18 protein-coding genes are annotated in these 22,368 nt (G+C 72.0%); 8 read left to right on the top strand and 10 right to left on the bottom strand.

Features of this window, described 5'->3' with window-relative positions:
* Positions 1 to 7 precede the first annotated feature (7 nt).
* Entirely contained in the window at positions 8 to 754 is a 747-nt protein-coding gene (locus ACFVAJ_RS21125; protein WP_376947724.1) for a copper homeostasis protein CutC, read from the bottom strand.
* A gap of 102 nt (positions 755 to 856) precedes the next feature.
* Here ACFVAJ_RS21125 and ACFVAJ_RS21120 point away from each other — a divergent pair, with 102 nt between their 5' ends.
* A complete protein-coding gene (locus ACFVAJ_RS21120) occupies positions 857 to 1,732 on the top strand; it encodes a hypothetical protein (protein WP_376947722.1) in 876 nt (291 codons plus the stop codon).
* Positions 1,733 to 1,813: 81 nt separating this feature from the next.
* Here ACFVAJ_RS21120 and ACFVAJ_RS21115 read toward each other — a convergent pair whose 3' ends face one another.
* From ACFVAJ_RS21115 to ACFVAJ_RS21090, 6 genes are all read right to left on the bottom strand, one after another.
* Positions 1,814 to 3,706: a bifunctional metallophosphatase/5'-nucleotidase gene (locus ACFVAJ_RS21115; protein ID WP_376947720.1), complete on the bottom strand. Its 1,893-nt coding sequence runs from the start codon at positions 3,704 to 3,706 to the stop codon at positions 1,814 to 1,816.
* Positions 3,707 to 3,880: 174 nt separating this feature from the next.
* Positions 3,881 to 4,909 carry a ketol-acid reductoisomerase gene (ilvC, locus tag ACFVAJ_RS21110; protein WP_376947718.1) on the bottom strand — a complete coding sequence of 343 codons (1,029 nt, stop codon included), beginning with the start codon at positions 4,907 to 4,909 and terminating at the stop codon, positions 3,881 to 3,883.
* A 63-nt stretch (positions 4,910 to 4,972) separates the two neighbouring features.
* Complete coding sequence (gene ilvN / locus ACFVAJ_RS21105) at positions 4,973 to 5,482, bottom strand: acetolactate synthase small subunit (RefSeq protein WP_376947716.1); 510 nt, start codon at positions 5,480 to 5,482, stop codon at positions 4,973 to 4,975.
* A 2-nt stretch (positions 5,483 to 5,484) separates the two neighbouring features.
* Positions 5,485 to 7,287, bottom strand: coding sequence for an acetolactate synthase large subunit (locus ACFVAJ_RS21100; protein ID WP_376947714.1), 1,803 nt, complete (start codon positions 7,285 to 7,287; stop codon positions 5,485 to 5,487).
* A gap of 44 nt (positions 7,288 to 7,331) precedes the next feature.
* On the bottom strand, positions 7,332 to 9,026 hold the full coding sequence (ilvD, locus tag ACFVAJ_RS21095) for a dihydroxy-acid dehydratase (RefSeq protein WP_376947712.1): 1,695 nt from the start codon (positions 9,024 to 9,026) through the stop codon (positions 7,332 to 7,334).
* Positions 9,027 to 9,035: 9 nt separating this feature from the next.
* The gene (locus ACFVAJ_RS21090; RefSeq protein ID WP_376947710.1) at positions 9,036 to 11,285 is read right to left on the bottom strand and encodes a bifunctional alpha,alpha-trehalose-phosphate synthase (UDP-forming)/trehalose-phosphatase; all 2,250 of its coding nucleotides are present in this window, start codon (positions 11,283 to 11,285) and stop codon (positions 9,036 to 9,038) included.
* A gap of 75 nt (positions 11,286 to 11,360) precedes the next feature.
* On the opposite strand from ACFVAJ_RS21090, the gene ACFVAJ_RS21085 reads away from it, so the two are divergent.
* On the top strand, positions 11,361 to 11,765 hold the full coding sequence (locus ACFVAJ_RS21085) for a RidA family protein (RefSeq protein WP_376947708.1): 405 nt from the start codon (positions 11,361 to 11,363) through the stop codon (positions 11,763 to 11,765).
* 88 nt (positions 11,766 to 11,853) lie between these two features.
* Here the strand turns inward: ACFVAJ_RS21085 and ACFVAJ_RS21080 are convergent, their stop codons facing one another.
* The 3 genes from ACFVAJ_RS21080 to ACFVAJ_RS21070 are packed head-to-tail and all read right to left on the bottom strand — an operon-like array spanning position 11,854 to position 17,524.
* Complete coding sequence (locus tag ACFVAJ_RS21080) at positions 11,854 to 13,995, bottom strand: YhgE/Pip family protein (protein ID WP_376947706.1); 2,142 nt, start codon at positions 13,993 to 13,995, stop codon at positions 11,854 to 11,856.
* Positions 13,992 to 16,898: an MMPL family transporter gene (locus ACFVAJ_RS21075; RefSeq protein ID WP_376947704.1), complete on the bottom strand. Its 2,907-nt coding sequence runs from the start codon at positions 16,896 to 16,898 to the stop codon at positions 13,992 to 13,994. Before ACFVAJ_RS21075 ends, ACFVAJ_RS21080 begins: the two co-directional genes overlap by 4 nt.
* Positions 16,899 to 16,906: 8 nt before the next feature.
* Entirely contained in the window at positions 16,907 to 17,524 is a 618-nt protein-coding gene (locus ACFVAJ_RS21070; protein ID WP_376947702.1) for a TetR/AcrR family transcriptional regulator, read from the bottom strand.
* Between the two features lie 98 nt (positions 17,525 to 17,622).
* On the opposite strand from ACFVAJ_RS21070, the gene ACFVAJ_RS21065 reads away from it, so the two are divergent.
* From ACFVAJ_RS21065 to ACFVAJ_RS21040, 6 genes are all read left to right on the top strand, one after another.
* The gene (locus ACFVAJ_RS21065) at positions 17,623 to 17,811 is read left to right on the top strand and encodes a hypothetical protein (RefSeq protein ID WP_376947700.1); all 189 of its coding nucleotides are present in this window, start codon (positions 17,623 to 17,625) and stop codon (positions 17,809 to 17,811) included.
* Between the two features lie 120 nt (positions 17,812 to 17,931).
* On the top strand, positions 17,932 to 18,402 hold the full coding sequence (locus ACFVAJ_RS21060) for a hypothetical protein (protein ID WP_376947698.1): 471 nt from the start codon (positions 17,932 to 17,934) through the stop codon (positions 18,400 to 18,402).
* Between the two features lie 130 nt (positions 18,403 to 18,532).
* Positions 18,533 to 19,219 carry a biotin transporter BioY gene (locus tag ACFVAJ_RS21055; protein ID WP_376947696.1) on the top strand — a complete coding sequence of 229 codons (687 nt, stop codon included), beginning with the start codon at positions 18,533 to 18,535 and terminating at the stop codon, positions 19,217 to 19,219.
* Positions 19,216 to 20,547, top strand: a complete 1,332-nt coding sequence (locus ACFVAJ_RS21050; protein WP_376947694.1) for a long-chain fatty acid--CoA ligase — start codon at positions 19,216 to 19,218, stop codon at positions 20,545 to 20,547. The genes ACFVAJ_RS21055 and ACFVAJ_RS21050 overlap by 4 nt, the downstream gene beginning before the upstream one ends.
* Entirely contained in the window at positions 20,544 to 21,686 is a 1,143-nt protein-coding gene (locus tag ACFVAJ_RS21045) for a thiolase family protein (RefSeq protein WP_376947692.1), read from the top strand. The genes ACFVAJ_RS21050 and ACFVAJ_RS21045 overlap by 4 nt, the downstream gene beginning before the upstream one ends.
* The gene (locus tag ACFVAJ_RS21040) at positions 21,683 to 22,363 is read left to right on the top strand and encodes an energy-coupling factor ABC transporter ATP-binding protein (RefSeq protein ID WP_376947690.1); all 681 of its coding nucleotides are present in this window, start codon (positions 21,683 to 21,685) and stop codon (positions 22,361 to 22,363) included. Before ACFVAJ_RS21045 ends, ACFVAJ_RS21040 begins: the two co-directional genes overlap by 4 nt.
* The last annotated feature ends 5 nt before the right edge of the window (positions 22,364 to 22,368 follow it).

Below are 22,368 nucleotides of genomic sequence, written 5' to 3'. Positions count from 1 at the left end.
CGACCCTTCAGCGTGCAACCCCAGCCGCCGCGACCGCGGCACGCACGAGACCGGGATCGGTCACGTCGAACCCGGCGACTCCCCCGCCCGGGCCGCTCACGCCCCCGCGAGTGGTCGTGCCGCGCGCTGAGAGATGAACCGCGTCGACCCCCGCGGCGACGAGGTCGGCGAGGTCCTCGACGCGCACACCGCCCCCCGCCATCACCTCGAGCGAGCCGGATGCCGCGACCATCGCCTGCAGCGTCGCGAGCCCGGCCCGGCAGTCGGGCGCTCCGCCCGAGGTGAGCACGCGGCGCACGCCGCGCCCCGCGAGCGCGGCGACCGAGCCGAGCGGGTCGGCCGAGGCATCCACTGCCCGGTGCACCGTGACCTCGGCACCGCCGGCCGCCTCGACGAAGCGGGCGATCGCGTCGAGGTCGAGCTCGCCTCCCTCAGTGAGCGCGCCGACCACGACGCCGTCGGCGCCGGCGCCGGCCGTGACCGCCGCCCGGATCTCGCGGAGGATCGTGTCCTGCTCGTCGGCGTCGTACACGAAGCCGCCGCCGCGCGGGCGTACGAGCACGTGCACGAAGCCGGTCGCACCGGCGTCGCGGGCGAGCTCGACCGCGGCCTCGACGAGCCCGGCCGAGGGCGTCAGCCCGCCGAGGCCGAGGGCCTGGCAGAGCTCGATGCGTGCGGCGCCGTTCGCGAGGGCGATGCGCGTGCCCGCGGCATCCTGAACGGCGATCTCGACGGGGAGCGGGGAGGCGACCATTCTCGACAGCGTACCGGCCCGCCGCGAACCCGCGGATGCGCACTGTCCCCCGGCGCCGCCCGTCCAATATGCTCATCGCGGCACACAACTGGAGGGGACCACGTGGCAGAGCAGCGCAAGAAGAAGATCGTACGGGTCGAGACGCCCGAGGGGCAGGCGGCGCAGGCCGGCTCGACGGCGACGGCGACCGCGACCGCGGCGCCCACGTGGACGCCGACGCCCGAGGCGAAGCAGCAGGCGCTGCGGTTCCGGCTCATCGCCGGCGGCCTGTGGCTCCTCGCCATCGCCGGCGAGGCGTTCACGATCTTCTGGGTGCTCCGGCAGGTGCCGGTCGTCATGTGGCTCCTGATCACGCTCATCGTCGTGATCGGCGCGCTCGCGATCGGCGGCTCGCTGCTCTGGAAGCGGGCGAACCGCCTCGACCCCGCGTCGAAGGAGGACAAGGTCCGCTTCTTCGTGCAGAACCAGCTCGGTGCGATCATCGCCGTGATCGCGTTCCTGCCGCTGATCATCCTGATCTTCACGAACAAGGACATGGACGGCAAGCAGAAGGCGCTCGCCGGCATCATCGCGATCGTCATCGGCGGCGGCGCCATCGCGCTCGGCGTCGACTACGCCCCGCCGTCGGTCGAGCAGTACACCGAGGAGTCGAACATCGTCGCCCAGCTCACCGGCGAGGATCTCGTCTACTGGACGAAGTCGGGCAAGGTGTTCCACGTCTGCGAGGACGTGCCCGACGTCAACAAGGAGTCGCAGGACGGCCAGATCTACGAGGGCACCGTCGCCGAGGCGCACGCCGCCGGCAAGGACCGCCTCGTCAGCTACTGGGAGCGCGAGGCCGTCAACTACTGCGGCTACACCCAGGAGCAGGTGGACGCCGTGAAGGCCGACGTCGACGCCCCCGCCGACGAGGCGCCGGCCGAGGGCGACGAGCCCGCCGACGAGGATGCCTCGGAGGAGACGCCCGCCGCGGAGTAGCACCCCGAACGCGAACGACGGCCCGCCCGGCTCCCCCGGTGCGGGCCGTCGTGCATCGGCGATGCCGCTCGCCGTGCCCGCTCAGAACACCGGCACGCCGTTGCGCACGAGCTTCCAGTTCTCGACGTGGAAGCTCGGCGGGTCGATCGTCCCGGCCGCCGAGGCGTACGCCACGATCGCTTCGCGAATGGCGACCTGCGCGTTGTAGACGACCGGCGCCGCGGCGATGTGCGGGAACCCGCCGCCGCCCGACTGGCGGTAGTTGTTGACCGCCACGAGGAACCGCTGGTCGTCGGCCACCGGCGCGCCCTCGTACGTCAGCGGCGAGATGCGCTGCCCGATCGGCTTCGAGAGGTCGATCGTGTACTCGACGCCCGAGAACTGGTCGTAGTTGTAGTCGGGGGTCGACGCGGCCCTGGGAGTCGGGGCGTTCGTCCACGCGGCCGGGTCGATCGGAGCGTCGGGTGCGACGGGCTTGAAGTACTCTGCCGAGAACTCCAGGTACTCCCTGATCTGCTTCCCGGTGAGGACCGACGCCATGAGCGTGTTGTCGTAGATGTAGAGCCCGGCGACGTCCTTGATCGTCACCGACCCCTGCGGGAAGCTCGCGGCCCGGTTGAACGGGGCGGCGATCGAGACGATCGGCAGGGATGCCTCGGCGGTGCCCGCGACCGCGGCGCGCACGGTCTCGGTCTGCACCTCGTTGACGTAGTCGAGGATCGCCGTGTCCTTCCAGCACGATTCGGCGGCGAGCATCTCCTCGGTCGAGGTGGCGACCGCCGAGTTCATGTATTCGACGACCGCGTCGTGCTGGTCGCGCACGAGCGCCACGAACTCGGGGTCGTCGACGACCGTGTTCGCGTTGAGCAGGTAGGCCTTGTGCTCGACGACCGACCACTTGCCGCGCGAGTAGCGGAGGTCGAGGTCGAAGACGCTGAGCCGCTGGCCCCAGTTCTTGGGCTCGCTCATGATCACCTCGGCACCGGTCACGAGGTTGGTGACGAGCCGCTCGGGGATCTCGGCGTGCGCGTGCCCGAAGAGGACCACGTCGACGTCGGGCACCTGCTCGGCGACGAGCTTCGCCGCGTTCTCGATCGGCAGCTCGGAGCCGTAGGTCGACAGGCCGCTCTCGCCCGAGTGCGCGCTCACGACGATGATGTGGGCGCCCTCCGCCTTCATCACCGGCACCCAGCGCTTGGCGGTCTCGACGAGATCGAGCACCTCGACCCGGCCCGAGACGTTGGCCTTGTCCCAGATGACGACACCGGGGTTCGTCAGCCCGAGCACGCCGACCTTGACGGGCGGGTGCCCCTTCGCGACCTTCAGCTGCGTGATCGTGTACGGCGTGTACCGCGGGACCTTCGTGCCCGCGTGCACGGCATTCGCGGCCAGGACGGGCGCGTCCATCTGCTCGATCCAGTTGTCGAGGAAGTCGAGGCCGTAGTTGAACTCGTGGTTGCCGAGGGCGACGGCATCGTACCCGAGCGCGTTCATCTGCGCCGCGACCGGGTGCGTCGCGCCGGTCTCGGTGACCGGCTCGACGGTGGCGTAGTAGAACCCGAGCGGGGTGCCCTGGATGGTGTCACCGGCGTCGAACAGCAGCGTGTTGCCGCGACCCCGGTCGGCGCGGACCTGCTTGACGAGGCTCGCGACGCGGGAGAGGCCGACCGCGTTGGTGTCCCTCGTCGGCGACCCGTCGTAGTAGGCCGCGTCCTTGTAGTAGTCCCAGTTGACGACGTTCGCGTGCAGGTCGGACGTGCCCATGATGGTGATCTTCGCCGTCGTGCCGTTCGTCGCCGCGGACGCGGGGCTCGCCGCCCAGCCGGCGGCGGCGAGTGCGCTCGCGGCGGTCGCACCGATCAGGACGTTGCGTCGGGAGACGCCGGAGGGCGGGGCCGCGACGTCGTCGTCGGGCACGGCGCACGAGCACCAGCGGGGGGCGGGTTGGGGGTGGCGGTGTGAGAGTTCGCTCATGCCACCGAATACGACCACGGTGGGATGCCTCGTGGCAAGGGGTTTCGCGATGATTCGTCGTGCTCATTCGCGCACGACGACGAGCGGCCCGTTCCGGAGCGATCTCCGGAACGGGCCGTGCAGGTTTCGAGACGCGTCGGGCTGCGCCCGGCGCTCCTCAACCAGCGGGTTGCGTCAGCGAGCGACCTCGCCGTCGACGTAGTCGTCGTCGTCCGACGAGTTCCACGCGAAGAGCTTGCGCAGGTCGCGGCCGGTGGTCTCGATCGGGTGCTGCTCGCCCTTGGCGCGGAGCTCCAGGAACTCCTTCTGGCCGTTGTCCTGGTCGGCGATGAAGCGCTTCGCGAAGGTGCCGTCCTGGATGTCGGAGAGCACCGCCTTCATGTTCTCCTTGACCGACGGGTCGATGACGCGGGGGCCCGACACGTAGTCGCCGTACTCGGCCGTGTCGGAGACCGACCAGCGCTGCTTGGCGATGCCGCCCTCCCACATGAGGTCGACGATGAGCTTCAGCTCGTGGAGCACCTCGAAGTAGGCGATCTCGGGCTGGTAGCCGGCCTCGACGAGGGTCTCGAAGCCGTACTGCACGAGCTGCGAGGTGCCGCCGCAGAGCACGGCCTGCTCGCCGAACAGGTCGGTCTCGGTCTCCTCGGTGAAGGTCGTCTTGATGACGCCGGCGCGGGTGCCGCCGATGCCCTTGGCGTACGACTTCGCGAGGTCCCAGGCGGTGCCGGTCGCGTCCTGCTCGACGGCGATGATGTCGGGGATGCCACGGCCGGCGACGAACTCGCGGCGCACCGTGTGGCCCGGCGCCTTCGGCGCGACGAGGATCACGTCGACGCCCGCGGGCGCCTCGATGTAGCCGAAGCGGATGTTGAAGCCGTGGCCGAAGACGAGCGCGTTGCCCTCGACGAGGTTGTCCTTGACCGACTCCGCGTAGATGTGGCGCTGGTACTGGTCGGGCGCGAGGATGACGACGACGTCGGCCCAGGCGGCCGCGTCGGCGACGTTCTTGACCTCGAAGCCGGCCTCTTCGGCCTTCTGGATCGACTTCGAGCCCTCCTTGAGGCCGATGACGACCTCGACGCCCGAGTCGCGCAGGTTCTGCGCGTGGGCGTGGCCCTGCGAGCCGTAGCCGATGACGGCGACCTTCTTGCCCTGGACGATCGAGAGGTCGGCGTCCTGGTCGTAATACATCTCAGCCATTGCTGTTTTCTCCTTGGTGTGGGTTGCGAGAGGGATGCTTCGGCGCGCGCCGCGGCATCCGATTCAGTTCTTGAAGACGCGCTCGGTGATGGACTTGCCGCCGCGACCGATCGCGAGGAGGCCTGACTGGGCGATCTCCTTGATGCCGTAGGGCTCGAGCACCTTGAGCAGCGCCTGGGTCTTGCCCGAGTCGCCGGTGACCTCGATCACGAGGGCGTCGGTCGCGACGTCGACCACGCGGGCGCGGAAGAGGTTCACTGCCTCGAGCACCTGCGAACGGGTCGTGTTGTCGACGCGCACCTTGATGAGCAGGTGCTCGCGCTGCACGGACTGGGCGGGGTCGAGCTCGACGATCTTGATGACGTTGATCAGCTTGTTGAGCTGCTTCGTCACCTGCTCGAGCGGCAGTTCCTCGACGTCGACGACGACCGTGATGCGGCTGAGGCCCTCGATCTCGGAGTGGCCGACCGCGAGCGACTCGATGTTGAAGCCGCGGCGGGCGAAGAGGCCCGCGACGCGGGTCAGCAGACCGGGCTTGTCCTCGACGAGGAGGGAGAGCACGTGGGTCGACATGGTCAGTCCTCCTCGCTGAAGGCCGGCGAGTGATCGCGGGCGTACTGGATGTAGCTGTTCGACACGCCCTGCGGCACCATCGGCCACACCATCGCGTCGGCCGAGACGACGAAGTCGATCACGACGGGGCGATCGTTCGTCTCGAGCGCGAGCTTGATCGCGGCGTCGACCTCCTCCTTCTTCGTCACCCGGATGCCGAGGGCGCCGTACGCCTCGGCCAGGGTGACGAAGTCGGGGATGCGCACCGTGTCGTGACCCGTGTTCAGGTCGGTGTTCGAGTACCGGCCGTCGTAGAACAGGGTCTGCCACTGGCGCACCATGCCGAGCGAGGAGTTGTTGATGACCGCGACCTTGATCGGGATGTCGTTGAGCCGGCAGGTCGCGAGCTCCTGGTTGGTCATCTGGAAGCAGCCGTCGCCGTCGATCGCCCAGACCACGCGGTCGGGCTCGGCGACCTTCGCGCCCATGGCCGCGGGGACCGCGTAGCCCATGGTGCCGGCGCCGCCCGAGTTCAGCCACGAGTTGGGCCGCTCGTACTTGATGAACTGCGCCGCCCACATCTGGTGCTGGCCGACGCCCGCCGCGTAGACGCCCTCGGGGCCGGTGAGCTGGCCGATGCGCTCGATCACGTACTGCGGTGCGAGCAGGCCGTCGCGCGGCTCGGTGAAGCCGAGCGGGAACTCGCTGCGGAGGCCGTCGAGCGTCGCCCACCACTCGTCGAGGTCTGCTGCGGTGCCGCCGGTCACGGTGCGGTAGGCCGCGGTGAGGTCGACGAGCACCTCCTTCGCGTCGCCTACGATCGGCACGTCGGCCGTGCGGATCTTGGAGATCTCGGCCGGGTCGATGTCGACGTGCACGACCTTCGCGTTGGGCGCGAACAGCGCCGCCTTGCCGGTCACCCGGTCGTCGAAGCGGGCGCCGAGCGCGACGATGAGGTCGGACTCCTGGAGCGCGAGCACCGCCGGCACCGTGCCGTGCATGCCGGGCATGCCGAGGTGCTGCGGGTGCGAGTCTGGGAAGGCGCCGCGAGCCATGAGCGTCGTCACGACCGGGGCCTTCGTCGTCTCGGCGAGCGTGAGCAGCTCGTCGGAGGCGCGGGCGCGGATCACGCCGCCGCCGACGTAGAGCACCGGGCGCTTCGCCTCGGCGATCAGCTGGGCCGCGGCCGCGACCTGCTTGCCGTGCGCCTTCGTGATCGGACGGTAGCCGGGCAGCTCGACCTTCGGCGGCCAGCGGAAGGAGAACTTCGCCTGCTGGGCGTCCTTCGTGATGTCGACGAGCACCGGACCGGGTCGGCCCGTCGTCGCGATGTGCACCGCGGCGGCGATCGTCCCGGGGATGTCCTCGGGGTCCTTCACGAGGAAGGAGTGCTTCGTGATCGGCATCGTGATGCCGACGATGTCGGCCTCCTGGAACGCGTCGGTGCCCATGAGCGTCGAGAACACCTGGCCGGTGATCGCGAGCATCGGCACCGAGTCCATGTGCGCGTCGGCGATGGCGGTGACGAGGTTCGTCGCGCCGGGGCCGGACGTCGCGATGGTGACGCCGAGCTTGCCGCTCGAGGCGGCGTAGCCGCTCGCGGCGTGGCCGCCGCCCTGCTCGTGGCGCACGAGGATGTGCCGGAGCTTCTTGCTCTCGAAGAGCGGGTCGTAGACGGGGAGGATGGCGCCGCCCGGGAGTCCGAACACGTCGGTGATGCCGAGCATCTCGAGCGAACGGACGACCGCCTCGGCACCCGTGATCTCCACGGGTGCGCCTGGCGGCACTGCAGCGGGCGACGGCACGGGGGTCGATTCCGTGGTCATTCGATTCCTGTTCTGGTGGGCGATGGGTGCGGGAAGCGCAGCGCTCAGCCCGTCGTGGCGCCTTCGGCGGCGGAACGCACGAGCTTCGAGTACTTCGCGAGAACGCCTCGGGTGTAGCGCGGGGGAAGCGGAGCCCAGCCTTCACGGCGGGCGGCCAGCTCGGCCTCGTCGACAAGTAGGTCGATGGACCGGGCTGCGATATCGACCCGAATAAGATCACCATCGCGCACGAGAGCAATAGGACCTGCGTCTACTGCTTCGGGTGCCAGATGGCCGATGCACAGGCCGGTTGTGCCGCCTGAGAATCGACCGTCCGTCAAGAGTAGTACATCTTTTCCGAGCCCGGCGCCCTTGATGGCCGCGGTGATGGCGAGCATCTCGCGCATGCCCGGGCCGCCCTTCGGGCCCTCGTAGCGGATCACGACGACGTCGCCGTGCTTGATCTCGCCGTTGGTCAGCGCATCCATCGCGCCGCGCTCGCGCTCGAACACGCGTGCGGGGCCCTCGAACACGGCCGCGTCGAAGCCGGCCGTCTTCACGACCGCGCCCTCGGGCGCGAGCGTGCCGTGCAGGATGGTGAGCCCGCCGGTCTCGTGGATCGGGTCGTCGAGGGTGTGCAGCACCTCGCCGTCGAGCGGCGGGAGGTTCATCTCGGCGAGGTTCTCGGCCATCGTCTTGCCGGTGACGGTCAGCACGTCGCCGTGCAGGAGGCCCGCGTCGAGCAGCGCCTTCATGAGCACCGGCACGCCGCCGCGACGGTCGACGTCGTTCATGACGTACTTGCCGAAGGGCTTGAGGTCGCCGATGTGCGGCACCTTCGAACCGATGCGGTTGAAGTCGTCGAGCGTGAGGTCGACCTCGGCCTCGCGGGCGATCGCGAGCAGGTGCAGCACGATGTTGGTCGAGCCGCCGAGCGCCATGCCCACGGCGATCGCGTTCTCGAACGCCTTCTTCGTGAGGATCTGCCGTGCGGTGATGCCCTTGTTCAGCAGGTTCACGACGGCCTCGCCCGAGCGGTGGGCGTAGTAGTCGCGACGGCGGTCGGCCGAGGCCGGCGACGCCGATCCCGGCAGCGAGAGGCCGAGCGCCTCGGCGACGGAGGCCATGGTGTTCGCGGTGTACATGCCGCCGCAGGCACCCTCGCCGGGCGCGAAGGCGCACTCGATGCGCTTCGCGTCCTCCTCCGACATGGTGCCGGCCTTCACCGCGCCGACCGCCTCGAAGGAGTCGATGATCGTGATGTCCTTCTCGGTGCCGTCCGACAGGCGCACCCAGCCGGGGGCGATCGAGCCGGCGTAGAGGAAGACGCTCGCGAGGTCGAGGCGGGCCGCCGCCATCAGCATGCCGGGGATGGACTTGTCGCAGCCGGCGAGCAGCACCGAGCCGTCGAGGCGCTCGGCCTGCATGACGACCTCGACCGAGTCGGCGATGACCTCGCGGGAGACGAGCGAGAAGTGCATGCCCTCGTGGCCCATCGAGATGCCGTCGGAGACCGAGACGGTGCCGAACTGCAGCGGGTAGCCGCCGCCGCCGTGCACGCCCTCCTTCGCGGCCTGCGCGAGGCGCCCGAGCGAGAGGTTGCACGGCGTGATCTCGTTCCACGAGCTCGCGATGCCGATCTGGGGCTTGTCCCAATCGGCATCGCCCATGCCGACGGCGCGGAGCATGCCCCGGCTCGTCATGGCCTCGATGCCATCGGTGACAGTACGACTACGCGGTTTGGGATCGAACTCCGACATGGATCGAGTCTATGGCCAGCGCGAGGGGCCCCCGCGCTGTGTGTCACGTTCGTCGGCGAGGCGTTCGAGCAGCTCGGCGACGTCCTCGGGGCTGCGCACGCGGTGGGCCGCGAGCGACTTGCCCTGGCCGACCTTCACGCCGAGGTCCTCGTCCTGCAGCGCCGCGAAGGCGTCCTCGTCGGTGACGTCGTCGCCGACGTAGACGACGGCGCTCGCGCCGGCGTGCTGACGCAGTCGGGTGAGCGCCTCGCCCTTGTCGCTCGGGCGCACCGAGAACTCGACGACCCCCTTGCCGCTGCGCATCGTGAGGTCGGGGAGCTCGTGCGCGACGCGCTCGCGCGCCGTGCGCTGCAGCTCGCTGCCGCGCGCCGCCTGGGCGACCTTGCGGGTGTGCAGCGCCAGCCCGGCGGGCTTCTGCTCCACCCAGGCCCCGTCCTCGCTCGAGGCGATCTCGTCGAGCACGGCGGCGAGCCGCTGCAGCTCGGCGAGCTCGCTGTCGCGCAGCTCGATCATGACGTCGCCGCCGTCGAGCTGCAGCTCGACGCCGTGCGAACCGCTGAGGAGCGCCCCGTGGGGCGGATCGGCGACCTCCCGGAGACTTCCGAGGGCGCGGCCCGAGACGATCGCGACGCGCGTGTCGTCGACCGCGGCGAGCCGCTCGACGGCGGCGCGGGCGCGCCGGGTCGCTCGCGCATCCTCGGGCCGGTCGACGAGCGGGGCGAGGGTGCCGTCGAAGTCGAGGGCGACGAGCAGCCGCTCGGTGCCGGCGATCCGCCGCACCGAGGAGGCGAGTGACTCGGGCACGCCGGGCTCGATGATCCCGGCGCCCGTGAGCGTCTTGAGGAACGTCGCCGACCAGTTGGCCACGTCGTTCTCGCGGACGCGCCGCCGGAGCGCCCGCATGCGCCGGGCACGCTCGCGCTTGGGCATCGACGCCGCCTCGACGATCGCGTCCTTCAGTCCCTCGATGTCGTGCGGGTTCACGAGCACCGCCTGGCGCAGCTCGTCGGAGGCGCCGGTGAACTCGCTGAGCACGAGCACCCCGTCCTCGTCGAAGCGGCAGGCGGCGTACTCCTTCGCGACGAGGTTCATGCCGTCGCGGAGCGCGGTGACGAGCATGACGTCGGCGGCGAGGTAGAGCGCCACCATCTCCTCGCGGGGGTAGCCGTGGTGGAGGTAGGCGATGGCCTGGTGGCCGAGCGTCGAGTAGTCGCCGTTCAGCCGGCCGACCATGAGCTCGATCTCGTCGCGCAGCTGCCGATACGTCTCGACCCGCTCGCGCGACGGGCTCGCGACCTGCACGAGCGTCGCCTTCTCGACCGAGAGCCGTTCGTCGCGGAGGAGCTCGCCGAACGCCTTCAGGCGGTGGCGGATCCCCTTCGTGTAGTCGAGCCGGTCGACGCCGAGCATGATCGTCTCGGGGTTGCCGAGGCTCTCGCGGATCTCTCGGGCGCGCGCCTGCACCTCTGGGCGCCGCGCGATCGCCTCGAAGCCCGCCGCGTCGATCGAGATCGGGAAGTGACGGGCGACGACGTGCCGCACCTCCCCCGTGGCATCCGGCACGTCGATGACGCTGCCCCGCGTCGCGTAGCCGAACAGGCGACGCACCGCGCGCGAGAAGTTGCCGGCGTCGGCGGCACGCTGGAAGCCGATGACGTCGGCGCCGAGCAGCCCGTCGATGACCTGGCGTCGCCACGGCAGCTGGGAGTAGATGCCGTATGCGGGGAAGGGAATGTGGTTGAAGAAGCCGATGACGAGGTCGGGGCGGCTCTCGCGGAGCATGCGCGGCACGAGCTGGAGCTGGTAGTCCTGCACCCAGACGACGGCGCCGGGCGAGGCGGCCCGGGCGGCGGCCTCCGCGAAGCGTCGGTTGACGCGCACGTAGGCGTCCCACCATTCGCGGTGGAACGAGGGCGGCGCGATCACGTCGTGGTAGAGCGGCCAGAGCGTGTCGTTCGAGAAGCCCTCGTAGTACTCCTCGAGCTCGGACTCGCTGAGCGGCACCGGGATGATCGAGATGCCGTCGTGCTCGAACGGATCGAACTCGCGGTCGGCGACGCCGGCCCAGCCGATCCAGGCGCCGTCGGCGGCGCGCATGACGGGTTCGAGCGCGGTGACGAGACCGCCCGGCGAGCTCCGCCACTGCGTCTCGCCGTCGGGCCCGGCCTGGTAGTCGACGGGCAGACGGTTCGAGACCACGATCATGTCGTAGGCGGCATCGACGTACAGGTCGTCGCGTGATGGTTCGGGGGCGTTCATAGAGCGGATGTCCCTCCTCGCGCTGTCCTCAGGCTAACAGTGCGTTGTGTCGGCGGTCGGTGCGAGGGTCGAGGCATGGAGATCACACGCTTGCAACCCGCCGGGCTCGTCGTGAGTCCCGCATTCAGCCACGTCGCCGTCGTGCCGCCCGGTGCGACGACGATCTACCTCGGCGGCCAGAACGGCGTCGACGAGACGGGTGCCGTCGTCTCCGACGACGTCGCCGAGCAGTCGGTCCGGGCGATCGACAACTCGAGCATCGCGCTCGAGGCCGCCGGCGCGAGCCTCGCCGACGTCGTGCAGTGGACGGTGCTCATCGCCGAGGGAGCCGACCTGGGGGCGGCCTACGGGGCGATCGCGCCGCGCCTGGCCGGCCCCGGTGCACCGCCGCTCGTGACGGCCGCGGTGGTGCGCGCGCTCGGCGTGCCGGGCGCGCTCATCGAGGTGAGTGCCATCGCGGCGCTGCCGCCGGCCGAGTAGCGGAGCATATCGAGACCCGCTTCGGCGTCTGAACCCCGTTCGCGCGGGGTTCAGACGCGCGAACGGGGTTCAGTGGGCGATCAGCGGTTCAGCCGAGCGCGGTCGCGGCGAATCCGATCGAGCGGATGCCTCGCCGCCGGCCGACGACGAACGCGGTGCCCGCGACCCCGAGCAGGCCGAAGAGCACGAGCACTCCGGCCGCCCCGGCGATGACGCCGCCGCCCGCTCCGGCGATGATCGACTGCATGCCCAGCACGCCCCAGGTGAGCGGCAGGAACGGGCTGATCGCCTGGTAGGGACCTGCGAGCACCTCGATCGGCACGAGTCCGCCGGCCGCCGTGAGCTGCAGGGCGACGAGCACGAGCGAGACGAGCAGCCCGGCGCGTCCGAGCCACACCGTCAAGAAGGCGTGCAGCGCCGTGAACACGAGCGCGAGCAGCGCCGCGAACGCGAGGGTCTGCGGCAGCAGGCTCCACGCCACGCCCATCGCCCCGTGCAGCAGCAGCACGACCGCGATCGCCTGGGCGAGGGCGAGCAGCCCGGCCCGGGCGAGCGCGCGCCAGACGAGGCCGCCGGTCGAAGCGGTGCTGCGCAGCGCCTCGCGCCCGAACGGACGGAAGACGAGGAACATCGCCATCGCGCCGAGCCAGAGGCCGACGGGCACGAAGATCATGCCGATGACCTCGCCGGTCGAGCTGATCTCGTTGTCGCGGGTGGCGTCGACCGTGACGGGTTCGGCGACGACGTCGGCCGTCGTCTCGGCGTCGATGTCGCCGAGCTGCTGCGCCTCCTTCGCGCCGGCGGTCAGGCCGTCGGCGAGCTCGTCGGCGCCCGAGGCGAGCTTCGTGGCCCCATCGGCGGCACCGTCGGCACCCGTCTGGAGTGCGCCGAGCCCGCCGGCGAGTTCGCCGATGCCCGAGGCGAGCCCGGTCGCGCCGTCACTGAGGCCCGCCGAGCCGGCCGAGAGCTGCTGCGCACCCGAGGCGAGCTGCCCGATGCCCGTCTGGAGGCCGTCGATGCCTTCGCCGGTCTTCGCGACGAGCGTGTCGCCGCCCTGAGCCAACTGCTCGATGCCAGCACCGGTCTTCGTCGCCAAGGTGTCGCCACCCTTCGCGAGCTCGTCGAACGCGACTCCGGTGCCCCCCGCGAGCGCATCGGCGCCATTCGCCAGCGCGGCGACCTTCGCGACGTACGCCGCGACGGCCTGCTGTGCCGCGCCGCCGGTCGGATCAGCTGCGACGAGAGCGGGGATGCCGGCGGACAGGGCGTCACCGCCGTCCGCGAGCTGATGCGCACCGGTGGCGTACCCCTCGGTGTTCTCGACCAGGGCCGCGCCCGTGCCTCGAACGCCCTGATCGACGTACTGCTGGATACCGGCCTCCACGCTCGTTCCCGTCTGGCGGACGCCCTGGACGTACTGGGCGGTGCCGTCGGTGATGCCGTCGAGACCCCCGGCCTGCGCGTCGAGCTTCGCGACGCCGCCCGCGATGCCGTCGACGCCGTCGGTGTACTGCGCCACGCCGTCGGCGTACGCCGAGGCGCCGCTCGCGGCATCCGTGGCGCCCGACGCCGCCTGCGAGACGCCGTCGGAGAGCTTCCCGAGCCCGCCCGAGAGCGTGCCGATGCCGCTCGAGAGTTGGGTCGCCCCGTCGGCGGCGTCGCCGAGCGAGCCGCCCATCGCGGCGAGGTTGGTGTAGAAGCCCTCGAGGTACTGCGCCGTGAGCTCGCGGCCGAACGCGGTCGACATCGCGTCGCCGACCGACTGGGCGACCGAACCGGCGAGGTAGCCGTGCGCGTCGTCGGTGCGGATGTCGAGGTTCGCCTGCGTCGGCGACTGGCCCGAGATCGAGGTGACCGACTCCGAGAAGTCGGACGGGATCGTGAGCACGGCGTACGCGTCGCCCGAGGCGAGCAGCTCGGCGGCCTCCTCGTCGTTCGAGATCGTCCAGGCGAAGCCGGCGGTGTCGGCGCCGGTGAGCTCGGTGACGAGCTGGCGGCCGGCGAGCACGGGCTGCTCGGTGCCGTCGGGCAGCGTCATCGTGACCATCTCGTCGTTGTTGACGACGACCGCCGGGATCTCGGCGAGGTTGTCGGTCGCGCCGCCGAGGGCGCCGGAGACGAGGCCGGCGACGGCGAGCGGCACGGCGATGACGGCGGCGACGAGGACGCCGAGTCGCGTGCGGCGCTGCGCCGGCGTCGAGCCGAACAGGCGGGAGAGTCGGGTGCTCATCGGTGTGCCTCCAGGCTGCGAGAGACGGGTTCGAGGGTTCGGATGCCACGGGCGGCGAGCGCGGGCGAGGCGTCGGGTGTCGACGCATCGGTGCCGACGCCGACGATCAGGGTGACCGTCGCGGGCACGAGGTCGGCGAGGGCCGACCAGAGTTCGGCGCTCGCGCCGCTCGGTTCGTCGTCGAGGTCGAGCACGACGAGTCGCGGCCGTTCGGCGAGCGCGGCGGCGACGGCGACGACGGTGCGCGCCTCGGCGCCGAGCGAGGAGAGCGGGGTGTCGTCGTCGAAACGCGGCACGACGGCTCCCCCGTCCGCGGCGGGCGAGCCGGCGCCGAGCGCACGGGCCGCGCGCTCCGTCCACTCGCGCACCTGCGAGCCCGAGACGCCGAGGCGGTACCACGGCCTCGTCGCATCGAGTCGTGCGGCGATGAGCTCGCCGACCGTGGTGCCCGTCGGGGCATCCGACGCGACCTCGGCCATCGCGACGTGGCGCATGACGCGACCCTGCCCGGTCGGGAGTGGCGTGCCCTGCACGGCGACGAGGCCCGAGACGGGGGCGAGGCGGCCGGCGAGGGTCGCGGCGACCACGCGGCGGTCGACGGGCTCGCCGCGCACGACGAGCACGCCGCCCGCCGGCACCTCGACCGCGAGCGGGCCGATGGGTCGCTCGGCGAGCCCGAACACGGCCTCGTCGAGGTTGATCGCGGCGGGCCGGGCGGCCGCCCGCTCCTCCTGCTCGAGGTGGGCGCGCAGCCCCTCGCCCTCGATGTCGACGTCGGGCAGGCGCTTCGCGAGCCACGCGGGCAGCCACCAGGCGGCCTTGCCGGCGAGCGCCATCGCGGCGGGCACGAGGGTCATGCGCACGAGGAAGGCGTCGAAGGCGACGCCGATCGCGAGCGCGAAGGCGATGCCCTTGATGACCCCCGATCCCTCGGGCACGAAGGCGAAGAAGACGAAGAACATGATGAGCGCGGCGGCCGTGACGACGCGGGCGGCGTGCTGGAACCCGTGCACGATCGAGGTGCGCGGCTCCTTCGTCTTCACGTACTCCTCGCGCATGCCCGAGACGAGGAACACCTCGTAGTCCATGGCGAGGCCGAAGAGCACCGCCATGAGCAGGATCGGCAGGAAGCTGAGGATCGGCCCGGGCTCGACGTGCAGCAGCTCGGCGAACCAGCCCCACTGGAAGATCGCGACGGTGACGCCGATCGCGCCGAACGCCGACAGCAGGAAGCCGAGGGCCGCCTTGATCGGCACGAACACCGAGCGGAACACCATGAGCAGCAGCACGATCGAGAGCCCGACGACGATGAGCGCGAACGGGATGAGCGCGTCGGCGAGCCGGTTCGAGATGTCGATCGCGACGGCGGTGTAGCCGGTGACGGCGATGGGCGTGCCGAACTCCGCCTCGATCGATGGCGCGAGCTCGCGGATCTCCTCGACGAGCGCCTTCGTCTCGGGGGTGTCGGGGGCGCTCTCGGGCACGACCTGGATGATGGCGGTGTCGACGGTCTCGTTCGGCAGCCCCTCGCCGACGTAGGCGACGTCGTCGAGCTCGGCGAGCTGCGCGCCGATGGCGTCGAGGTCGTCGAAGATGTCGGTCGTCTGGGTGATGTCGACCGTCACGATGAGCGGGCCGTTGTAGCCCGGTCCGAAGCCGCTCTCGATCATCTCGTACGCCTCGCGCTGGGTGGAGCCCGGCGTGCCCGCGTTGTTCGGCAGGTTGAGGTCGAGGCTCGCCGCGGGGATCGCGGCGGCGCCGAGGAGGCCGACGACGAGGACGACGAACACGACCGGCGCCTTCAGCACGAGGTCGACCCAGCGCCGGCCCATCGTGGGCTTGCCGCCGTCGTCGGCCGCGTTCGCCCGTCGGTGCGCCCGGCTGCCGGGCTTCGGCGCGAGACGCTTGCCGAAGACGCCGAGGAGCGCCGGCAGCAGGGTGACCGCGCCGATGACGGCGATGAGCACGGCGAAGGCGGCCCCGACGCCCATGACGCTGAGGAACGGGATGCCGACCACGAGGAGGCCGAGCAGGGCGATGATGACGGTGAGCCCGGCGAACACGACCGCACCGCCCGCGGTGGCCACGGCCTCGGCGGCGCTGTCTTCGGGGTCCTGCCCGCGGGCGAGCTGGTTGCGGTGCCGCGACAGGATGAACAGGGCGTAGTCGATGCCGACGGCGAGCCCGATCATGACGGCGAGCATCGGGGCGGTGGAGGACACCGTCGCGAAGGACGCGACGATCAGGATCCCGCCCGAGGCGGCGCCGACGCCGACGAGGGCGGTGAGCAGCGGCATCCCGGCCGAGAGCAGCGAGCCGAAGGTGATGATGAGCACGACGGCTGCGAAGAGCACGCCGAACACCTCGGTGACGGTGAGGCCGAAGCTCGTCTCCTGGAAGACGTCGCCGCCGAACGCGACCTCGAGGCCCGCGGTCTCGCCGATCTCCCCCGTCGCCGTGACGGCGTCGAGCATCTCGGGGGTCACGTCGGTGACCTGCCCGTCGAAGGTGATCTGGATGTAGGCGGTGCGCTCGTCGCCCGAGACCTGGTCGCCGGCGTACTCGTCGAACGGACCGAGCACGCTCGCGACGCCGTCGAGGTCCTCGAGCTCGGCCTCCATGTCCTCGATGGCGGCACGGGCCTCGGCCGAGTCGACGGTGTCGCCCTCGGGCGCTTCGATCACGGCCTTCGCCGAGGCGCCCGCGGTCTGCGGGAACACGGCGGCGAGCTGGTCGATCGCGGTCTGCGACTCGGTGCCGGGGATGGCGAACGAGTCCTGGAGCTGGCCGCCGAGGCCGAGGCCGGCGCCGAGCAGGGCGCCGAGCGCGATCACCCAGGCGACGATGACGAGCCACGCGCGGCGGTAGGCGAAGCGGCCGATGCGGTGCAGAAGGAGAGCCATGGGCGGGCCTATCGGGTCTGGCGGCCGTCGGCCGGGAGGAGGAGTTCGGAGACGACGTCGACGAGCGCTTCGCGCAGCTCGTCGTCGGTGTGGGCGTTCATGGTCTCGTTGACGAGGTCGTCGTCGTCGAAGAAGGTGGCACCGGCGACGAGCGCGTAGGTGGCGCCGGCGAGCGCGACGCCGAAGCGCATCTGCTCGACGAGGCTCGCCCCGCTGCAGATCGCGTCGGCGAGCACGCGGATGGCGGCGTTGCCGCGTTCGACGATCGGGATGCCGCCGAGCGAGTGCCCCTGGTTCACGAACAGGTGCACGGCGAGGCGCTCGCCGAGCAGCAGGTCGACGAACCGGCCGATGAAGACGCCACGTGCGGCGTCGGAGCGCCGCCCCTCGGCGAACTCGCCGACGAGCACCTCGAGGCGTTCGATGGCGGGCGTGATCGCGGCCTCGAGCAGCGCCTCCTTCGAGGCGTAGTGGTAGAGCACGCTCGACTTCGAGTACCCGGCCTGATCGGCGATCTGCTGCAGCGAGGTGCCGGCGAAGCCGACGGTCGCGAACTGTTCGAGCGCGGTGCGCAGCAGTTCGTCGCTGGCACGGGCGCGCGAGTGGATGGTCGCATCGGTGGGCATGATTCGACGGTAATTGACCGATCGGTCAGATCCTGCACGATCGGTCAGATTCACGGATGACTCCCAGCCCGCGTTCACCGCACGGTAGCGTGGCGGACATGCGCAAGTACCTCTTCAGCGGAGCCGTCATCAGCGCCGTCATCAGCGGGATCGGCGTGGCCAAGGCCACGCTCGACGGCCCGCGCGACTGGCGCCTGCTGCTGATGTGGGTGTCGTGGGCCGCGAGCCTCGCGATCGCGATCGGCACCGTCGCCGAAGAGACGAAGCGCCCCGAACTCGGCGAATAGCACACCGACGCCGCGCCCGCCCGGCGTGTCATTCGGAATCCGCGCCGCGGTGCCCGAAACTGGGACGAACGACCCGAGACGACGCAGTACCCGCTGCACCACGACCGAGAGGGGCCACTGATGTTCCGCCGCTGGCGCCGCGCACGGCTTGCCGCCCAGGCCTCCGCACACGCTGCCGCTCCTGCCGCAACTCCGCCGCGCCCGACCGCGGCCGACCTGCGCGGCGAGCACATCTTCGAACTCCTCAACGCCCGCCTCTCCGAGTTCATCGGTCAGGGCGGCGGCTGGTCGCTCGTCCGCCGCTCCGACGGCGACACCGACCGCATCTTCCACGCGATGCTCACGCACCAGATCGCGGCCGAGCTCACCCGTGCGATCCTCGACGAGCGCGACTCGGTCGCCGTCGTCGTGCCCGCCGGCGAGGAGTCGATGGCCCTCGGCTGGGAGCCCGCACCGCTCATCGTCTGGGCCGACCCGGTCGAGAACGAGACGGTCGACACCGTCGAGGTCGCCGACGCCGACGCATCCGAGCTCGCCGCCGTGCGCATGATCGGGCCGATGACCGAGCTCGAGACGCGCGCCGCCGCCTGAGCCTCGCCGATCCGGGCGGTTCCAAATTCGGCCGTGCATTCTTGTACGGCTGAGCCGACGGGGCACTCCCCCGCCCTTCTAGCGTGAAATCACGGGTGATTCGCCCGCCACGCCTCCAGAGGGGAACCCGATGAGCACCGCACCGAGCAGCACCCCGTCCGCCGAGATCGCCGACGGGTCATCCGACCTCGAGCAGGCGCGCACGCCCAAGCGTCGCGGCACCGCCCGCGACCTCGCCCAGATCGCCGTGTTCACCGGGCTCATCGCCGCGCTCGGCCTGCCCGGCGCGCTCTACCTCGGCGGCACCGCGGTGCCGATCACGTTCCAGACGCTCGGCGTCATGCTCGCGGGTGCCGTCCTCGGTGCGCGCAAGGGCTTTCTCTCGGTGCTGCTGCTGCTCGTGCTCGTCGCGGCGGGCCTGCCCCTGCTCTCGGGCGGGCGCGGCGGCCTCGGCGTCTTCGTCGGCCCGTCGGTCGGCTACCTCATCGGCTGGCTCGTGGGCGTCGCCGTGATCGGCTGGGCGACCGCGCGCCTGCTCCCCCGCTACCGGATCGTGCCCGCGCTCCTCTGGACGGCGCTCGGCGGCATCGTCGCGATCTACCTCGTCGGTGTCCCGGTGTTCGCCGCGATCACGGGCACCCCGCTCGGCGTCGCGATCGTCGGCTCCACGGTGTTCCTGCCGGGCGACGTGCTGAAGGTCGTCGTCACGGTGCTCGTCGCGAAGGGCGTGCACCGCGCCTGGCCGGGCCTCATCGAGCCCCGCACCTGGCCGTGGGCCCGCCGCGGCACCTCGGTCTCTGCGGTCGACGCCGCATGAGCGAATGGCTGCGGGGAGCGCCCGGCGCGCCGGCCCTCGCGTTCGGCGGCGACGTCGTGCGCGTGGGCGAGCTCGCCGCGGCGGTCGCCGCAGCCGTGCTCCCGCCGGGTGACGGGCCCATCGGATGCCCCGCCGGCATGTCGCCCGTCCGGCTGATCACGACCGTGCTCGCCGCGCTCGAGCGCGGGCGGCCCGTGCTCGTCGGCGGCGACGCGGAGGAGGCCGCGCGACTCGAGGGCCGCCTCCCCGAGGGCACCGCGCTCGCCCTGCGCACCTCGGGATCCTCGGGCGGCGCTCCGACCGTCGTCGCCCGCACCGAGGAGTCGTGGCTCGCCTCGGCGTCGCCCCTCGCGGAGATCGCCGGCATCGGGGCATCCGACCGCGTCGCGGTCACCGGCCCCCTGCACGTCTCGATGCACCTCTACGCGGCGCTGCACGCGCTGTGGGCGGGGGCGTCGGTGGGCGACGGGCTGCGCGGGGCGAGCGTCGTGCACGCGACGCCGACGCGGCTCGCACGGCTGCTCGACGACGGGCTCGAGGCGCGCACGGCCGTCGTCGCGGGTGCGGCGATGAGCGCGTCGCTGCGCGCGGGGGCGGGCGCGCGACTCCGCCTCGTCGAGTACTACGGCGCCGCGGAGCTCTCGTTCGTCGCCGTGGGGCACGGCGACGGGCTCGAACCGTTCCCCGGCGCCGAGATCGAACTGCGCGAGGCTCCCGGCGGGCGCGAGCTCTGGGTACGTTCGCCCTACCTCGCGCTCGAGGCGATCGGCGGCGGGATGCTGCGTCGCGACGCCGCCGGCTACGCGACCGTCGGCGACCTCGCCGAGACCGCGCCCGACGGCCGCCTGCGCGTGCTCGGACGCGGCGACGCGGCGATCACGACCGCCGGCGCGACGGTGCTCGCCGAGCACGTCGAGGCGGTGCTCACGGGGCTTCCCGGGGTCGCCGCGGCGGCCGTCGTGGGCGAGCCGCACGAGTTGCTCGGCGAGCGGGTGGTCGCCGTCGTCGAACTCGATCGCCTCGCTGCCGACGAGCCGGTGGCCGACGGGCGCCTCGACGCCGCGCAGCAGGCGGTCGTCGACGCGGCCCGCGCCCGACTCGAGCCCGCCGAGCTGCCGCGCCGATGGTTCTTCCGCGCGGTACCGCGCACCGACTCGGGCAAGGTCGCCCGGGGTGCCGTGCGTGCCGCGCTCGCGACGGACGGACTGCGTGAGGCCGCCGGCCGCTTCCCCGACCATGAGGCCCGCGACACCGCCCCCGACACGGCCTCCTTCGCCGTCTCCCCTCCCCACTCGTCCGAGGGCATCATCGAAAGCGAGCCCGCATGACCGCCGCCCCCGTGCTCGTCGCCGCGCGACGAACCCCGATCGGCACCGCAGGCCGAGGCTTCGCCGACCAGGCGGTCGACGCGCTCGCCGCGCCCGTGCTCGCCGCCGTGGCCGCCGAGGTCGCGTCGGCGGGCCTGCCGATCGACGACGTGGTGCTCGGCAACTGCATGGGACCCGGCGGCGACCTCGCCCGGGTGGCGGCGCTCCGCGCCGGACTCGGCGCCTCGGTGCCCGGCGTCACCGTCGACCGCCAGTGCGGCTCGGGCCTCGAGGCGGTCATGCAGGCGGCGTCGCGCGTGCGCGCCGGCGACGCGCGCCTCCTCCTCGCGGGCGGTGCCGAGTCGGCGTCGACCGCGCCGCATCGGCTCTGGCCGGACAGCGGCGAGCGGTTCACCCGCGCGCCGTTCGCACCGCTCGGCTTCGCCGACCCCGACATGGGCCCCGCCGCCGATCACCTCGCGGCCGTGCGCGGCATCACTCGCGACCGCCAGGATGCCTGGGCCGAGCGTTCGCACCGGCTCGCGCTCGCGGCGCAGCGCGCGGGCCGCTTCGACCGAGAACTCGTGGCGGTCGACGACGTCGCGATCGACGACCGCCCCCGCGCGATGAGCGCACCACTGCTCGCCCGGTTCGCCCCGGCGTTCGCGTCCCTCGACGAGGCGTCGGGCTCAGGCACCGTCACCGCCGGCAACTCGTGCGGTTTCTCCGACGGCGCCGCCGCGATGGCCGTGACCCTGCCCGAGCTCGCCCGCGAGCTCGGCCTGCCCGCCCTGCGGGTGCGCGCCGCCGCGGTCTCGGCCGGCGACCCGGCGCTCCCCGGGCTCGGCGCCGCCCCCGCGGCCGCGGCCGCCCTCGATCGTGCCGGGCTCACCGCCGGCGACCTCGGCTTCGTCGAGATCACCGAGGCCTTCGCCGCGCAGCTGCTCGCCGTGAGCGACGCGCTCGCACTCGACGAGGCCGTCGTCAACACCGACGGCGGGGCCATCGCGCTCGGGCACCCGTGGGGGGCATCCGGCGCGGTGCTGCTCGTGCGCCTCGCCGCGCGCATGCTCGACGCCGACGATGACCGGCCGGGCCTCGCAGCCTGCTCGATCGGCGGCGGCCAGGGCATCGCCATGATCGTGGAGCGCGCAGCATGAGCCGCATCGAGTTCGACCGCGTCTCGCACGACTTCGGCGCCGAGCCGATCGTCGACGACGTCTCGCTCACCCTGACGGAGCACCGCGTCGGCATCGTCGGCGCGAACGGGTCGGGCAAGTCGACGATCGCCCGCATGATCAACGGCCTCGTCACCCCGAAGTCGGGCACGGTCGCCGTCGATGGCCTCGACGTCGCCCGCCGCGGACGCGAGGTGCGCCGCCGCGTCGGCTTCGTGTTCACGAACGCCGACAACCAGATCGTCATGCCCACCGTCCGAGAAGACGTCGCGTTCACCCTGCGACGGCACAAGCTGCCCGCCGAGGATGCCGCGGCTCGCGTCGAGGCGACGCTCGAGCGCTTCGGGCTGACGACGCTGGCCGACCGGCCCGCGCACCGGCTCTCGGGCGGGCAGAAGCAGTTGCTGGCGCTCGCCTCGGTGCTCGTCGCCGACCCGGCGATCGTCGTCGCCGACGAGCCGACGACCCTCCTCGACGCCCGCAACGCGAGGCTCGTGGCCGAGCACTTCGCCGCGCTCGAGCAGCAGCTCGTCGTCGTCAGCCATCAGCTCGAACTGCTCGACGACTTCGACCGCGTGATCGTGATGGAGGCCGGCCGTGTCGTCGCCGACGACGCCCCCGCTCCAGCTCTCGCCGCCTACCGGGCGCTGATCGGGTGAGCGTG

This window comes from Agromyces sp. NPDC057679 (genome assembly GCF_042799635.1).
In the GTDB taxonomy this organism is placed as follows: Bacteria; Actinomycetota; Actinomycetes; order Actinomycetales; family Microbacteriaceae; genus Agromyces.
This window is presented reverse-complemented; position numbering and strand designations above follow the sequence as displayed.

Coding starts and splice junctions, on each gene's coding strand:
- ilvN (WP_376947716.1), bottom strand. CDS start 5,482: ATGTCGACCCACGTGCTCTCCCTCCTCGTCGAGGACAAGCCCGGTCTG.
- ACFVAJ_RS21125 (WP_376947724.1), bottom strand. CDS start 754: ATGGTCGCCTCCCCGCTCCCCGTCGAGATCGCCGTTCAGGATGCCGCG.
- ACFVAJ_RS21065 (WP_376947700.1), top strand. CDS start 17,623: ATGCGCAAGTACCTCTTCAGCGGAGCCGTCATCAGCGCCGTCATCAGC.
- ilvD (WP_376947712.1), bottom strand. CDS start 9,026: ATGTCGGAGTTCGATCCCAAACCGCGTAGTCGTACTGTCACCGATGGC.
- ACFVAJ_RS21070 (WP_376947702.1), bottom strand. CDS start 17,524: ATGCCCACCGATGCGACCATCCACTCGCGCGCCCGTGCCAGCGACGAA.
- ACFVAJ_RS21050 (WP_376947694.1), top strand. CDS start 19,216: ATGAGCGAATGGCTGCGGGGAGCGCCCGGCGCGCCGGCCCTCGCGTTC.
- ACFVAJ_RS21100 (WP_376947714.1), bottom strand. CDS start 7,287: ATGACCACGGAATCGACCCCCGTGCCGTCGCCCGCTGCAGTGCCGCCA.
- ACFVAJ_RS21045 (WP_376947692.1), top strand. CDS start 20,544: ATGACCGCCGCCCCCGTGCTCGTCGCCGCGCGACGAACCCCGATCGGC.
- ACFVAJ_RS21080 (WP_376947706.1), bottom strand. CDS start 13,995: ATGAGCACCCGACTCTCCCGCCTGTTCGGCTCGACGCCGGCGCAGCGC.
- ACFVAJ_RS21085 (WP_376947708.1), top strand. CDS start 11,361: ATGGAGATCACACGCTTGCAACCCGCCGGGCTCGTCGTGAGTCCCGCA.
- ACFVAJ_RS21115 (WP_376947720.1), bottom strand. CDS start 3,706: ATGAGCGAACTCTCACACCGCCACCCCCAACCCGCCCCCCGCTGGTGC.
- ACFVAJ_RS21090 (WP_376947710.1), bottom strand. CDS start 11,285: ATGAACGCCCCCGAACCATCACGCGACGACCTGTACGTCGATGCCGCC.
- ACFVAJ_RS21075 (WP_376947704.1), bottom strand. CDS start 16,898: ATGGCTCTCCTTCTGCACCGCATCGGCCGCTTCGCCTACCGCCGCGCG.
- ilvC (WP_376947718.1), bottom strand. CDS start 4,909: ATGGCTGAGATGTATTACGACCAGGACGCCGACCTCTCGATCGTCCAG.
- ACFVAJ_RS21055 (WP_376947696.1), top strand. CDS start 18,533: ATGAGCACCGCACCGAGCAGCACCCCGTCCGCCGAGATCGCCGACGGG.
- ACFVAJ_RS21040 (WP_376947690.1), top strand. CDS start 21,683: ATGAGCCGCATCGAGTTCGACCGCGTCTCGCACGACTTCGGCGCCGAG.
- ACFVAJ_RS21060 (WP_376947698.1), top strand. CDS start 17,932: ATGTTCCGCCGCTGGCGCCGCGCACGGCTTGCCGCCCAGGCCTCCGCA.